Consider the following 13709-nt stretch of genomic DNA (forward strand, 5'->3'; position numbering starts at 1 on the left):
GATGAACACCAAGGACAACAGCGGCGATGTCCGCCTCTCCGGTATCAGCAAGACCTACGACAACGGCTTCACCGCCGTACAGCCGCTCGACCTGACCGTCCCCCAGGGCTCCTTCTTCGCCCTGCTCGGCGCCTCGGGCTGCGGCAAGACCACCACCCTGCGCATGATCGCCGGGTTGGAGGAACCTTCCTCCGGCACCGTCCACCTCGGCGACCAGGAAGTCACCGACCTCCCGCCGTACAAGCGGCCGGTGAACACCGTCTTCCAGTCGTACGCCCTCTTCCCGCACCTCGACATCTTCGAGAACGTCGCCTTCGGCCTGCGCCGGCGCGGCATCAAGTCGGTGAAGCAGCAGGTCGTCGACATGCTCGACCTGGTGCAACTCGGCGAGCAGGCACGCAAGAAGCCGCACCAGCTCTCCGGCGGCCAGCAGCAGCGGGTGGCGGTCGCCCGCGCGCTGATCAACACCCCCAAGGTGCTCCTCCTCGACGAGCCCCTCGGCGCCCTCGACCTCAAGCTGCGCCGCCAGATGCAGCTGGAGCTCAAGCGCATCCAGACCGAGGTCGGCATCACCTTCATCCACGTCACGCACGACCAGGAGGAGGCCATGACCATGGCCGACACGGTCGCCGTGATGAACGCGGGGCGCGTCGAGCAGCTCGGCTCGCCCAGCGACCTCTACGAGAACCCGAACACCACCTTCGTCGCCAACTTCCTCGGCACCTCCAACCTCATCGAGGCCGAGGTCGACTCCAAGAGCGGCGACGACATCATCCTCAAGGCGGGCGGCGGCAAGCTGGTCCTCCCCGAGGCGCGATGTTCGGCGCCCACGACGACCGGCGGCAAGGTCCTGGTCGGCGTACGCCCGGAGAAGATCACCCTCACGCACGCCGACGACGCGGGCGAGATCCCGGCCGGCCGCAACCGCATCACCGGCAAGATCGCCGACTCCAGCTTCATCGGCGTCTCCACCCAGTACGTCATCGACAGCCCGGTCTGCCCCGAGTTCGAGGTCTACGCCCAGAACATCGACCGCGACCTCCGGCTGCGGCCCGGCGCCGACGTCGTCCTGCACTGGAACCCGGCCCACACCTTCGGCCTCGACGCGGCGCAGGACATCGACGCCGGCGTCGACATCGAGGAGGAGGCCGCCTGATGGCCGCTGTCACCGAGGCGCCGCCCCTGGCGCCCGCGCCGGAGGAGAAGCCGCCGCGCAAGAAGAGGGGCCGCTGGACGCCGTACTGGCTGCTGCTGCCCGGCATTCTCTGGCTGATCGTCTTCTTCGCGCTGCCGATGATCTACCAGGGCTCCACGTCGATCCAGACGGGCTCCCTGGAGGACGGCTACAAGGTCACCTGGCACTTCGTGACCTACTGGGACTCGCTGTCCGAGTACTGGCCGCAGTTCCTGCGCTCGGTCCTCTACGCCGCCGCCGCGACCATCCTCTGTCTGCTGCTGGGGTACCCGCTGGCGTACCTCATCGCGTTCCGCGCGGGACGCTGGCGGAACCTGATCATGATCCTGGTGATCGCGCCGTTCTTCACCAGCTTCCTGATCCGCACTCTCGCCTGGAAGACGATCCTCGCGGACAGCGGCCCGGTCGTCAGCGTCCTCAACACGCTGCACGTCCTGGACGTCACCAACTGGCTCGGCTGGACCTCCGGCGACCGCGTCCTCGCCACGCCACTCGCCGTGGTGTGCGGACTGACGTACAACTTCCTGCCGTTCATGGTGCTTCCGCTCTACACCTCGCTGGAACGCATCGACGGACGGCTGCACGAGGCGGCCGGCGACCTCTACGCCAAGCCGTTCACCACCTTCCGCAAGGTCACCTTCCCGCTGTCGATGCCCGGCGTCGTCTCCGGCACCCTGCTGACCTTCATCCCGGCGGCCGGTGACTACGTCAACGCCGAACTCCTCGGCTCCACCGACACCCGCATGATCGGAAACGTCATCCAGACGCAGTTCCTGCGCATTCTGGATTACCCGACAGCCGCCGCGCTCTCCTTCATCCTCATGGCCGCCATTCTCGCCATGGTGACCATCTACATTCGCAAGTCCGGGACGGAGGATCTGGTTTAAATGGCCGTCGTACGCTGGTTCAAGCGTCATTTCGTCGTCATCGCGGGCCTGTTGACCCTCGGATATCTCCTCCTTCCGAACGTCATCGTCACGGTCTTCTCCTTCAACAAGCCGAAGGGGCGCTTCAATTACGAGTGGCAGCATTTCTCGCTGGACGCCTGGGAGAAGCCGTGCGGTGTCGCCGACATGTGCGGTTCGCTCTCCATCAGCCTCCAGATCGCCGTCTGGGCCACCATCGGCGCCACGCTCCTCGGCACGATGATCGCCTTCGCGCTGGTCCGCTACCGCTTCCGCGCCCGCGGCGCGATCAACTCGCTGATCTTCCTGCCGATGGCGATGCCCGAGGTCGTCATGGCCGCCTCGCTGCTCACCCTGTTCCTTAACATGGGAGCCCAGCTGGGCTTCTACACCATCCTGATCGCCCACATCATGTTCTGCCTCAGCTTCGTCGTCACCGCCGTCAAGGCCCGCGTGATGTCGATGGACCCGCGCCTGGAACAGGCCGCCCAGGACCTCTACGCCGGACCGGTGCAGACGTTCCTGCGCGTCACCCTGCCCATCGCGGCCCCCGGAATCGCGGCAGGCGCGCTGCTTTCCTTCGCGCTCTCCTTCGACGACTTCATCATCACCAATTTCAACGCGGGTTCGACCGTCACCTTCCCCATGTTCGTCTGGGGTTCGGCACAGCGCGGCACACCCGTTCAGATCAATGTCATCGGTACGACCATGTTCCTCGTCGCCGTATTGTTGGTCCTCGTCTCCATGGCGATCACCAACCGCCGCAACAAGGTAAAGGCATAACCGCAGCAACAGCGCCAACCCGGTGAACCCTGTAGGGAGTTGAAATCATGGCCCCGAGCGCCATGAGCCGCAGCAACAACTGGACCAAGTCCCTTTCCGAAGCACGGCCGGTGCCGTTCTGGCTGGACGACCCCGGCAAGCCCCACCCCGAACCCGCGCTCACCGGCGGCGAGACCTGCGACCTGCTGGTCGTCGGCGGCGGTTACAGCGGACTGTGGACCGCGCTCATCGCCAAGGAGCGCGACCCACAGAGGGACGTGGTGCTGGTGGAGGGCCGCGAGGTGGGCTGGGCCGCCTCGGGCCGCAACGGCGGCTTCTGCGCCGCCTCGCTCACCCACGGACTCTCCAACGGCCTCACCCGCTGGCCGGATGAGATCCACAAGCTGGAGGAGCTGGGCGCCCGCAACCTCGACGCGATCGAGAGCGCGGTCGCCCGCTACTCCCTGGACTGCGAGTTCGAGCGCACCGGCGAGATCGACGTCGCCACCGAACCGCACCAGGCCGAGGAACTCCACGACTGGCACACCGAGTTGGCGAGCCAGGGCCTCGCCGACGGCACCGAGTTCCTGGACGCCGACGCGGTCCGCGAACAGGTCGCCTCCCCGACCTTCCTGGCCGGCCTGTACGACAGCCGGGGCGTCGCGATGCTCAACCCGGCCAAACTGGCCTGGGGGTTGAAGCGCGCCTGCCTCCAACTCGGCGTCCGCGTCTACGAACACACCCCCGCCCTCGCGCTCGGGCCGCACGGCGCCGGCATGGCCGTACGCACTCCGTACGGCTCGGTCCGCGCCCGCCGGGTCGCGCTCGGCACCAACATCTTCCCGAACCTGGTCAAGCGCGTCCGCTCGTACACCGTCCCGGTCTACGACTACGCGCTGATGACCGAGCCGCTCTCCGCCGACCAGTTGGCGTCGATCGGCTGGAAGAACCGCCAGGGGCTCGGCGATTCGGCGAACCAGTTCCACTACTTCCGGCTCTCCGCCGACAACCGCGTCCTGTGGGGCGGTTACGACGCGATCTATCCCTACGGCGGCCGGGTCCGCGCCGAGTACGACGACCGGCCGGAGACCTACGCCAAACTCGCCGAGCACTTCTTCACCTGCTTTCCGCAGCTGGAGGGGCTCAACTTCAGCCACGCGTGGGGCGGAGCGATCGACACCTGCTCGCGCTTCTCGGCGTTCTTCGGCACCGCCCACCAGGGCAAGGTCGCGTACGCGGCGGGCTTCACCGGGCTCGGTGTCGGCGCGACCCGGTTCGGCGCGGACGTGATGCTGGACCTGCTCGCGGGGGAGCGGACCGAGCGCACGGAACTGGAGATGGTCCGCAAGAAGCCGCTGCCGTTCCCGCCCGAACCCTTCGCCTGGACCGGCATCGCGCTCACCAAGTGGTCGCTGGCGCACGCCGATTCGCACGGCGGCCGGCGCAACCTCTGGCTGAAGACGATGGACAAGCTGGGCCTCGGCTTCGACAGCTGAGCCCAGCCCTCTGTGACATGTGATCCGGTTCACTCCTTCGAGGAGCCGGAACCCGCGTAATGCCTGGCGGAGACCTCCCTCTCTCCTGTGACGCGATCAGCGTCGACATGAGAAAGGGAGGTCTCCTCATGACTGGGGCGAAGACGGCCGTCGAGTGGCTGGCATCCGTAGCTCCGGATCCGGAGGCATGCCGCTGGGAATGGGAGCGCAACCCCCTCGGGGTCGCGCTGCTGCCCGCCGGCAAGGCCTGGGACGTACTCATCCTGCCGGGTGAGCTCGGCTATCCCACGCTCGATGTGCTCACCAGGGTCATCGATCAACTGGGCCCGGTACTCGTCGACTTCGGCGACGCACGGATGGGCTTCCTCGTACCGCCCGGCACCGCGAGCCGCTGGCTGGGCACGGGGATCCGTACGGCGGGACTCGGCACCTGGATCGTCGTGCCGTACCCCGGCCGGTCGACCGGCGGAGTCCGCTGGCTGGTACCGCCGGACGGTTCCGGCACCCTCACCGACCCCGCACTCCTCGAACTCGCCATGCACGAGGCGGCGGCGGGGCTGGCCACGGAAGGGGAGGACAGGTAGCCGACAACTGACCCGGCAGCCGATGTCCCGACACCGGGTGTCTTGACAACGGCAATTGGTCTGGACCAAATTGGGCGCGCTCCACCCCTCCAATTCCCCCATGCCCGGAGGCACTTGTGGACCGCACCAGACCCGTCCTCACCATGCTCACGGTCGCGGCCCTGGCCGTGTCCGGATTCACCGCGCTCTCGTCGGCCGCCCGTGCGGCCGACGCGGACCTGGCGAAGAACGGAGGCTTCGAAGCAGGCCTCGACAGCTGGTCCTGTACCGCGAACAGCGGTACGACGGTCAAGTCGCCCGTGCACGGCGGCAGTTCGGCGTTGCAGGCGACCCCGGCCGGCAACGACTACGCCCAGTGCGCGCAGACGGTGACCGTGCAGCCCAACTCCCAGTACGCGCTCGCCGGTTACGTCCGCGGCAGCTACGTCTACCTCGGCGCGAGCGGCACCGGCACCACCGACGTCTCCACCTGGACCCAATCGGCCTCCGACTGGCAGCGGTTGACCACCAGCTTCCGCACCGGCCCGTCCACCACCAAGGTCACGATCTACACGCACGGCTGGTACGCCACCGGCGCCTACTACGCCGACGACATCTCCCTCACCGGCCCGGCAGTGGACGTAGGCCAACCGCCGACCACCCCGACGGGCCTCGCCGTCGGCACCGTGACGTCCTCCTCCGTCGGCCTCTCCTGGTCCGCCGTCACCGGCGCCACGAGCTACGCGATCTACCGCGGCGGGGTCAAGGTCCAGACGGCGAGCGGCACTTCGGCCACCGTGAGCGGGCTGTCGGCCGCGACGGCGTACAGCTTCCAGGTCACCGCGGTCAACGACGCGGGCGAGTCCGCGAAGTCGACGGCGGTCACCGCGACGACGTCCACCGGCTCGGGCCCCACCTCCGGACTGCCGACCCACGCCCTGGTCGGCTACCTCCACGCGAGCTTCGCCAACGGCTCCGGCTACACGCGCCTGGCCGACGTACCCGACAGCTGGGACGTCATCGACCTGGCCTTCGGCGAACCCACCTCCGCGACTTCGGGCGACATCCGCTTCAACCGCTGCCCGGTCAGCGAGTGCGCGAACGTCGAGAGCGACGCCGACTTCAAGGCGGCGATCAAGGCCAAACAGGTGGCCGGGAAGAAGGTGTTGATCTCCATCGGCGGCGCCAACGGCCAGGTCCAGCTGACCACGACGGCGGCGAGGGACACCTTCGTCTCCTCGGTCTCGAACATCATCGACACCTACGGACTCGACGGCTTGGACATCGACTTCGAGGGCCACTCGCTGTCGCTGGACGCGAGCGACACGAACTTCAAGAGCCCCACAACTCCCGTGGTGGTCAACCTCATCGCGGCGCTGAAGACCCTGAAGGCCAAGTACGGCTCGAAGTTCGTGCTGAGCATGGCGCCCGAGACGTTCTTCGTGCAGATGGGCTACCAGTTCTACGGAACCGGCAAGTTCGGCGGCCAGGACCCGAGGTGCGGGGCGTATCTGCCCGTCATCTACGCCCTGCGCGACGACCTCACCCTGCTGCACGTCCAGGACTACAACTCGGGCCCGATCATGGGCCTCGACAACCAGTACCACACCATGGGCGGCGCCGATTTCCACATCGCGATGACCGACATGCTGCTCACGGGCTTCCCGGTCGCGGGTGACACCAACAACGTGTTCCCGGCCCTGCGCCCCGACCAGATCGCCATCGGCATGCCGGCGTCGGTCAACGCGGGCAACGGCTATGTCGCCCCGGCCGAGGTCACCAAGACCCTGGACTGCCTGACGAAGAAGGTGAGTTGCGGCTCGTACGCGACCCACGGCACCTGGCCGACCCTGCGCGGCCTGATGACCTGGTCGGTCAACTGGGACCGGTACTCGAACTGGGAGTTCCAGAAGACGTTCGACGGCTACTTCGGCTGAGGTCCACTGCGAAAGCGGGCGAGGAAGAGCCACAGCGAGGCGAGCAGCACGGTCCCGAGGCACCAACTGGCCACGACGTCCAGTGGCCAGTGGTAGCCCCGGCGGACCAGCCCGAAGCTGACGCCGGCGACGAGCAGGGCGCAGATGACGACGACCCCGCGCCGGGTGTGCACCGTCCGGAGCCGAGGGAGGAGAACCAGGGTCGAGGCGCCGTACGCGATCATCGCGGTGGCCGTGTGGCCGGAGGGGTAGTAGCCGGTGCCGGGCGGGACCGCCGGGGTGCCGCCGCGGGCGATCAGTTCCTTGAGGGGGACGACGATCGCCGGGACCAGGGCCATCAGCACGGCCGCCGCGAGGGGCGGCAGCCACCAGCGGTCGAGACCTGTGGCACGGCCGCGCCGGCCGACGTAGAGGAGAACGACGACGAGGACCGGGACCGCGACCTGGATGTTGCCGAGGTCGGCGAGGAGTTCGGAGGCGCGGTCCGGGTGGACGAGGGCGTGGCTGAGGCGGGTGTCCAGGCGGAGGAGGGGGCCGTCGGCCGCGACCTGCCAGGTGATCACCGCGAAGAGGAGCGCGGGAAGGGCGAGAAGCAGCCAGAGAAAGGAGGTCGGCCGACCTGGAACAGGGGGGGTAGTTCCAGGCCGGCCGTCCGGATCGGCGGGCCGGCCGCCCCGGGGGGTTTGGGGCGGGCGACTGTCCGATCGGTGAGGAGATTCGGAGCCAGAGGCTCCTGTTGTGTGCGCGAGGGCACGACCAGGTCGAAGCTGGGGAGGCCCCGGCCTGAAGTCGCCCACAGTCCCCTGTGGGCGGGGTGTATCTCTCATCTGGGTAGAACCTACGGCAGTGGCTGCGGGGAAGACAGGCGGAATCGCGTCCCGTCATGCACCCCGCACACCTTCTTCACACGGCCTGACGCCCGCCACCCCGGCCGTGGAATCGCTGTGAATGAAACGGGTGGGGCGGTTGAGGCGCATGAGGCTCAACTCCTGTGCGGGGGCTGGGAGTTGCGTGTGGCCGGGATGTACGGGCGGGGGTGGCTCAGATACGTGCGAACGCCTGCTCGATGATGTCGAGCCCCTCGCTCAGCAGGTCGTCCCCGATGACCAGCGGGGGCAGGAAGCGCAGCACGTTGCCGTAGGTGCCACAGGTCAGGACCAGCAGCCCCTCCTGGTGGCAGGCCTTGGCGAGCGCGGCCGTCGCCTCCGGGTTCGGCTCCTTGGTCGTACGGTCCTTGACCAGCTCGATGGCGATCATCGCGCCGCGCCCGCGCACGTCGCCGATGATGTCGAACTTCTCCGCCATGGCCCCGAGCCGGACCTTCATGACCGACTCGATGTTCTTGGCCTTGGCGTTGAGGTCCAGCTCCTTCATGGTCTCGATCGCGCCGAGCGCACCGGCACAGGCGACGGGGTTGCCACCGTACGTACCCCCCAGCCCACCGGCGTGCGCGGCGTCCATGATCTCGGCGCGCCCGGTGACGGCGGCGAGCGGCAGCCCGCCGGCGATGCCCTTGGCGGTGGTGATCAGATCGGGCACGACCCCCTCGTCCTCACACGCGAACCACTGCCCCGTACGGCAGAACCCGGACTGGATCTCGTCGGCGACGAAGACGATCCCGTTGGCCTTGGCGAACTCGCTCAGCGCGGGCAGGAAGCCCTTCGCCGGCTCGATGAAGCCGCCCTCGCCGAGGACCGGCTCGATGATGATCGCGGCGACGTTGTCCGCGCCGATCTGCTTGTTGATCATGTCGATGGCCTGCGCGGAGGCCTCGGCACCGGCGTTGTCCGGACCGGTCGGCCAGCGGTAGCCGTAGGCGACCGGGACGCGGTAGACCTCGGGCGCGAACGGCCCGAAGCCGTTCTTGTACGGCATGTTCTTCGAGGTCAGCGCCATCGTGAGGTTGGTCCGGCCGTGGTACCCGTGGTCGAACACTACGACGGCCTGCCGCTTGGTGTACGCCCGCGCGATCTTCACGGCGTTCTCGACGGCCTCGGCGCCGGAGTTGAACAGCGCGGACTTCTTGGCGTGGTCACCCGGGGTCAGCTCGGCGAGCGCCTCGGCGACCTCGACGTACCCCTCGTAGGGCGTGACCATGAAACAGGTGTGGGTGAAGTCGGCGAGCTGCGCGGTGGCACGGCGTACGACGGCCTCGGCGGACGAGCCGACGCTCGTCACGGCGATGCCGGAACCGAAGTCGATGAACCGGTTCCCGTCGACGTCCTCGACGATCCCGCCGCCCGCGCGCGCGGTGAACACGGGCAGCACGGAGCCCACACCGGCCGCGACCGCGGCGGTACGGCGGGCCTGCAGCTCCTGCGACTTCGGGCCCGGGATGGCGGTGAGAACGCGGCGCTCCTGCGGAAGTGCGGTCATGAGGGGCTCCTGGGGTGGTGCGGACGCTTTTCTGCTTTCTTCCTTTCTCGCAGGCTAGGGCGGGTGACCGGGGGTGGGCATGCTCCATGTGGGCGGTGTCGGGGAGACCGGTTGTCCGCTGTGGACAGTGCCGGGATCGCGAGGATCGGTACGGGACCGGCCCGGTAAGCGGTGAACTCCCCTGTGGGCGCGTTAGATTGACTCGCTGACGGTGTACGGAACGGCTGGTCAAGGGGCGAGGGCGAGGACGATGGACAGCGACGGGACGCGGGACGCGCGACACACACAGGCCAATCCTGTGCCGCGTCCGGCGCGGCCGCCGGAGGTACCGGCCATGCCGCCGGGGCCTGCGCGGACACCGGGTATGACACCCGCGCCCGAGCAGCCGCCGCGGTTCAACCCGGCCGTCGCCGACTGGCTGAACGAGCCCCGCCCGGCCGCCCCGCCCGGCATCTGGCGCTACGGATACCGGCCGCCCAAGGCCGACCGGGCATCGGCGCGGCTCTCCCCGGTCGCGATCCTCGGTCTGCTGGTCCCCCTGGTGGTGGCGCTGATCGTGTGGTCCTTCTGGCGCCACGGTGCCGTTCCGTACCAGTGGGCCCTGCTCAAGCTGTTCACTCCGAGCGACTGGTGGTGGGCGGGGACGGTGTCCCCCAAGGGGAACCAGGGCGCGGACGCCATCAGCGTCTACGACGGTGTCTTCTTCGCGTTGCTCGTCTACGCCGTCGTCAGGCTGGGCGGCTGGCTGGAGGTGGCCCGCCATGTCGTCGGCGATCGACCCCAGCCCGCTCGTGCCCTGCTGGCGCTCGCCGGCGGTCTCATCGCGCTCAGCTTCGTGTTTCCCACCGCGTTTCCCGGTGTCGGCTGGGAGCCCCTGCCGGTCCAGGACCCGCTGTTCTCCCTTGTCGTCCTGATCGCCGGTGGCCCCGACCTCTTCCAGTCGGTGCTCTTCACCGACACGCTGTACGCACTCATCACCGCCCTGGTCCTGTGGCCCTTCGCCCGGCTCGGCGGCTGGTGGGCGTTCGCGAAGGAACGACTCGCCGCACGCAGCCGTACGGACGAGGGCGAGGCCCGGCCGGCACCCGCCGCTCTACTGCCCGCCCAGTGGCCCGAACTGCGCGAGGCGGGCCAGTACGAGGCGGCGGAGCTCCTCACCGCCGAAGTGCTCACCGGCCGTATGAACGACGTGGACTGTGCCCGCGTCGGGCACGCGTGGGAAACCGCCCGCAGGGAAGCGCGGGTGGCCACCTTCAGCGACACGGTGCTGCGCAATGGGGCGGCGGCCTGGGTCCACCCGTCCGGAGCCCGGGACCTGCCCGGCCGTGCCGCACGGCACGACCTGCTGGACGGGCAGGTGCGTATCGGACAGTGGACGGCCGGGGAGCGTACGCCGTCGGCCTACCGCGGCGCGGGCACGGCGCTCGGCCCCGACGCCCTCGGCACCTCGCTCCTCGTCGTGGGACCGTCCGGCTCCGGCAAGACCAGGCACGTGGTCGCCCCGGTCGTCGAGTCGCTCGCCCTCCGTGCGCTGACCGGACAGTGCGCCGTCGTCGCGGTCTGCGCGGCCGGCACCCCGCTCGGACCGGACTCGGCGTACGACGTCGTGGTGCGGATCGGGGACCCCGCCTCCGTCTACGACCTGGATCCCTACGCCGACACCGCCGACCCCGACGCGGCCGCCGCGTTCCTCGCCGAGGGGCTGGCCGGAGACCTCGACACCGTCGGCGCCCAACGGGCCACGACCGCGCTCGCCCAACTGCTCGGGCCGTATCGGGCGGTGTACGGCACCTTCCCGTCCCTGCCCGTCCTGCGGGAACTCCTGGAGGGCGAACCGTCGGCGCTGGACGCCCTGCGGCAGGCCCTGTCGGCGCCGGAGCACGCCGGTCTGCGCCGCGATCTCGACGCCCGGGCCCGTCAGAGCGGCGGTGCCGCCGACCCCGGCCCGGTGCTCGCCGACCGGCTCGCGCTGCTGGACCGGCCCGTGTTCGCCGACTTCTTCGGCACCGGCGACGCGGCCGTCCGGCCGTTCTCGCTGCGCGCCGTCGCCCATCACCCGCTGCGGGTCCGCATCGACGTGCCGGCGCACGGGCACGAGGAGGCCTCCCGGCTGATCACCCGGCTGGTCCTGGCCCAGTTCGACCATGTCGTGCACGACACCGGCCGCCGGCACTTCGCCTGTCTCGTCCTCGACGACGCCACCGGGACGGTGACCACCGAGTCCGTACGGCACATGCAGCGCCTGCGCTCGCAGAACGCGGGCGTACTCCTCGCCCTGCGCACCCTCGGCGACGTCCCCGAGGCGCTGCACGGACCGCTGCACGGCGCGGTCGGCTGCCGGATGGCCTTCTCGGGAGTCACGACCTGGGACGGCAGCCGCTTCGCGCACGCCTGGGGCACGGAGTGGGTGGAGACCCGGGACGTGGCCCAGCACACCGTCTTCGCGGACCAGCCGATGACCCGGGCCATCCACGCCCTGCGCAAGCTGGTGACGGGCCGGGCGGTGACGACGGAAGCCGTGACCGTGCGGCAGGTCGAGCGGGAGAGATGGTCCGCGTCCCAGCTCGCACACGAGGTGCCGCCGGGGCACGCGGTGCTGTCCCTCACGACGGTGGAGGGGAAGCACACTCCACCATCACTGGTGGATCTGCGAGCCCCAGCCGTCTGAACCGGACATACAGGTACGCGCCCACCATACGGTGAGGCAGAATCGGCACAGGCCGTTCATACGCGGCGGCCAAAAGATCGACATGATCGCCGGTTCTTCCTCCACCTGAAGGCACCATGCCCCCCACGCTCGCCTCCCTCGTCCACCACTCCGCGCTCAAGCTCACCGTGCGCGCCGGCGAGGACCGGCTGGACGTGCCCGTGCGGTGGGTGCATGCCAGTGAGCTGGCCGATCCGGTGCCGTACATGGAGGGCGGGGAGCTGCTGCTGATCACCGCGCTGAAGCTGGACGCGGAGGACCCGAAAGCCATGCGGCGGTATGTGAAGCGGCTGGTGGGGGCCGGGGTCGTAGGGCTCGGGTTCGCCGTCGGGGTCAACTACGACGAGATTCCCCAGGCGCTCGTCGACACCGCGGGGGAAGAGGGGCTGCCGCTGCTCGAAGTCCCCCGGCGCACCCCCTTCATCGCGATCAGCAAGGCCGTCTCCGCGGCGATCGCCGCCGACCAGTACCGCTCCGTCACCGCCGGCTTCGCCGCCCAGCGCGAACTCACCAAGCAGGCCCTCACCGACGGCCCCGAGGGACTCCTCGCCGCCCTCGCCGCGCAGGTCGACGGCTGGGCCGCGCTCTACGACGCGTCCGGCGCCGTCGTCGCCACCGCACCGGAGTGGGCAGGCCGTCGCGCCGCCCGGCTCACGGCGGACGTGGAGCGGTTGCGGGACCGGCCCGCGCCGGCTTCGTCCGTCGTGGGCGGGCCGGACAACGAGGACCGCGTCGAACTGCACACCCTGGGCACCGGCCGCCGCCCCCGCGCCGCACTCGCCGTGGGTACGGCCGCGGCGCTGGGGACGGCAGAGCGGTACGCGGTGCACTCCGCGATCGCGCTCCTGACCCTCACCACGGAACGCTCGCGGTCCCTCCAGGCCGCCCATGAGCGGATCGGCGCGGCCGTGCTGCGGCTGCTGCTCGCCGGGCACCCGGACCACGCGCGGGCGGTCGCCGGGAACCTGTACGGCGGGCTGCTCGACGCGCCGTTCCGGATCATCGTGGGGGAGTCGGCGGACGGTGACCCCCTGGACGGGCTCGCCGAGGCCGTGGAATCGGCCGCCGCGCGGTCCGGGGAAGCCGTGCTCGTCGTAGCGGAAGGGCCGGAACGGCTGGTCGTGCTGGCCGTCGACGGTGGTGTCGCCGTCGAGGCGTGCGGGGAGTACGCGGCGACGCGGGAGGCCGAGCGGGCCTCCTCGACCGCGGGGGAGCACACCGGCGACGAGAGCGAACTGGTCGTCGGGCTCTCCGCGCCGGCCGGGCCCATCGCCGCCGCGGGCGCCTACAAGCAGGCCGAACAGGCGTTGTCCGTGGCGCGGCGGCGGGGGCGGGTGCTCGTCGAACACGAGCAACTGGCCGCCGGGTCCGTGCTGCCGCTGCTCGCCGACGACGCGGTGCGAGCGTTCGCGGACGGGCTGCTACGGCCGCTCGCCGAGCACGATGCCACCGGGCGCGGGGACCTCGTCGCCTCGCTGCGGGCATGGCTGTCCCGGCACGGGCAGTGGGACGCGGCGGCCGCCGACCTCGGGGTGCACCGGCACACCCTGCGGTACCGGATGCGGCGGGTCGAGGAGATCCTCGGGCGGTCGCTGGACGATCCGGACGTACGGATGGAGTTGTGGCTCGCGCTGAAGGCGACGGCCGCCGCGGAGTGAACTCTCCTACGGCGACGCCTTCTGCCGAACTGGAGTGTCCCGGCGCGGTACTGCTACGGCCCGGACAAACGCACCCCCGCTTCCCCGCGCCTACCGTTGACCGGGAAAGC

General features: G+C 69.9%; 10 protein-coding genes. 8 read left to right on the plus strand and 2 right to left on the minus strand.

The genetic code is table 11. The annotated features are described in order from the left end of the window. Nucleotide 1: 1 nt before the first annotated feature. The 6 genes from OG407_RS36330 (at nucleotide 2) to OG407_RS36355 (ending at nucleotide 6858) form a co-directional block, all read left to right on the plus strand. Nucleotides 2–1156, plus strand: a complete 1155-nt coding sequence (locus tag OG407_RS36330; RefSeq protein ID WP_327407046.1) for an ABC transporter ATP-binding protein — start codon at nucleotides 2–4, stop codon at nucleotides 1154–1156. Continuing rightward, complete coding sequence (locus OG407_RS36335) at nucleotides 1156–2082, plus strand: ABC transporter permease (protein WP_328678297.1); 927 nt, start codon at nucleotides 1156–1158, stop codon at nucleotides 2080–2082. Before OG407_RS36330 ends, OG407_RS36335 begins: the two co-directional genes overlap by 1 nt. Continuing rightward, on the plus strand, nucleotides 2083–2883 hold the full coding sequence (locus OG407_RS36340; RefSeq protein ID WP_405863798.1) for an ABC transporter permease: 801 nt from the start codon (nucleotides 2083–2085) through the stop codon (nucleotides 2881–2883). A gap of 47 nt (nucleotides 2884–2930) precedes the next feature. Further along, nucleotides 2931–4358 (plus strand): NAD(P)/FAD-dependent oxidoreductase, encoded by a 1428-nt coding sequence (locus OG407_RS36345; protein WP_405863800.1) that lies wholly within the window; start codon nucleotides 2931–2933, stop codon nucleotides 4356–4358. Nucleotides 4359–4486: 128 nt separating this feature from the next. Continuing rightward, nucleotides 4487–4942 carry a hypothetical protein gene (locus OG407_RS36350; protein ID WP_403587594.1) on the plus strand — a complete coding sequence of 152 codons (456 nt, stop codon included), beginning with the start codon at nucleotides 4487–4489 and terminating at the stop codon, nucleotides 4940–4942. Between the two features lie 143 nt (nucleotides 4943–5085). Continuing rightward, nucleotides 5086–6858, plus strand: a complete 1773-nt coding sequence (locus OG407_RS36355) for a chitinase (protein ID WP_405868807.1) — start codon at nucleotides 5086–5088, stop codon at nucleotides 6856–6858. Here the strand turns inward: OG407_RS36355 and OG407_RS36360 are convergent. Both OG407_RS36360 and gabT read right to left on the minus strand, forming a co-directional pair. Continuing rightward, nucleotides 6846–7421: a phosphatase PAP2 family protein gene (locus tag OG407_RS36360; protein ID WP_405863802.1), complete on the minus strand. Its 576-nt coding sequence runs from the start codon at nucleotides 7419–7421 to the stop codon at nucleotides 6846–6848. The genes OG407_RS36355 and OG407_RS36360 overlap by 13 nt on opposite strands. A 478-nt stretch (nucleotides 7422–7899) precedes the next feature. Then, complete coding sequence (gene gabT, locus OG407_RS36365) at nucleotides 7900–9234, minus strand: 4-aminobutyrate--2-oxoglutarate transaminase (protein ID WP_405863804.1); 1335 nt, start codon at nucleotides 9232–9234, stop codon at nucleotides 7900–7902. Nucleotides 9235–9484: 250 nt separating this feature from the next. On the opposite strand from gabT, the gene OG407_RS36370 reads away from it, so the two are divergent. Both OG407_RS36370 and OG407_RS36375 read left to right on the plus strand, forming a co-directional pair. Beyond that, on the plus strand, nucleotides 9485–11902 hold the full coding sequence (locus OG407_RS36370) for an ATP/GTP-binding protein (protein ID WP_405863806.1): 2418 nt from the start codon (nucleotides 9485–9487) through the stop codon (nucleotides 11900–11902). A 116-nt stretch (nucleotides 11903–12018) separates the two neighbouring features. Beyond that, complete coding sequence (locus tag OG407_RS36375; protein ID WP_405863808.1) at nucleotides 12019–13599, plus strand: PucR family transcriptional regulator; 1581 nt, start codon at nucleotides 12019–12021, stop codon at nucleotides 13597–13599. Nucleotides 13600–13709 lie beyond the last annotated feature (110 nt).

The sequence above is a fragment of the Streptomyces sp. NBC_01515 genome (assembly GCF_045040345.1).
Lineage (GTDB): Bacteria > Actinomycetota > Actinomycetes > Streptomycetales > Streptomycetaceae > Streptomyces.

What these genes read in the sequence shown, in the direction of transcription:
- OG407_RS36335 (WP_328678297.1), top strand. Translation starts at nt 1,156, where the DNA reads ATGGCCGCTGTCACCGAGGCGCCGCCCCTGGCGCCCGCGCCGGAGGAG.
- OG407_RS36355 (WP_405868807.1), top strand. Translation starts at nt 5,086, where the DNA reads ATGCTCACGGTCGCGGCCCTGGCCGTGTCCGGATTCACCGCGCTCTCG.
- gabT (WP_405863804.1), bottom strand. Translation starts at nt 9,234, where the DNA reads ATGACCGCACTTCCGCAGGAGCGCCGCGTTCTCACCGCCATCCCGGGC.
- OG407_RS36345 (WP_405863800.1), top strand. Translation starts at nt 2,931, where the DNA reads ATGGCCCCGAGCGCCATGAGCCGCAGCAACAACTGGACCAAGTCCCTT.
- OG407_RS36350 (WP_403587594.1), top strand. Translation starts at nt 4,487, where the DNA reads ATGACTGGGGCGAAGACGGCCGTCGAGTGGCTGGCATCCGTAGCTCCG.
- OG407_RS36370 (WP_405863806.1), top strand. Translation starts at nt 9,485, where the DNA reads ATGGACAGCGACGGGACGCGGGACGCGCGACACACACAGGCCAATCCT.
- OG407_RS36340 (WP_405863798.1), top strand. Translation starts at nt 2,083, where the DNA reads ATGGCCGTCGTACGCTGGTTCAAGCGTCATTTCGTCGTCATCGCGGGC.
- OG407_RS36330 (WP_327407046.1), top strand. Translation starts at nt 2, where the DNA reads ATGAACACCAAGGACAACAGCGGCGATGTCCGCCTCTCCGGTATCAGC.
- OG407_RS36375 (WP_405863808.1), top strand. Translation starts at nt 12,019, where the DNA reads ATGCCCCCCACGCTCGCCTCCCTCGTCCACCACTCCGCGCTCAAGCTC.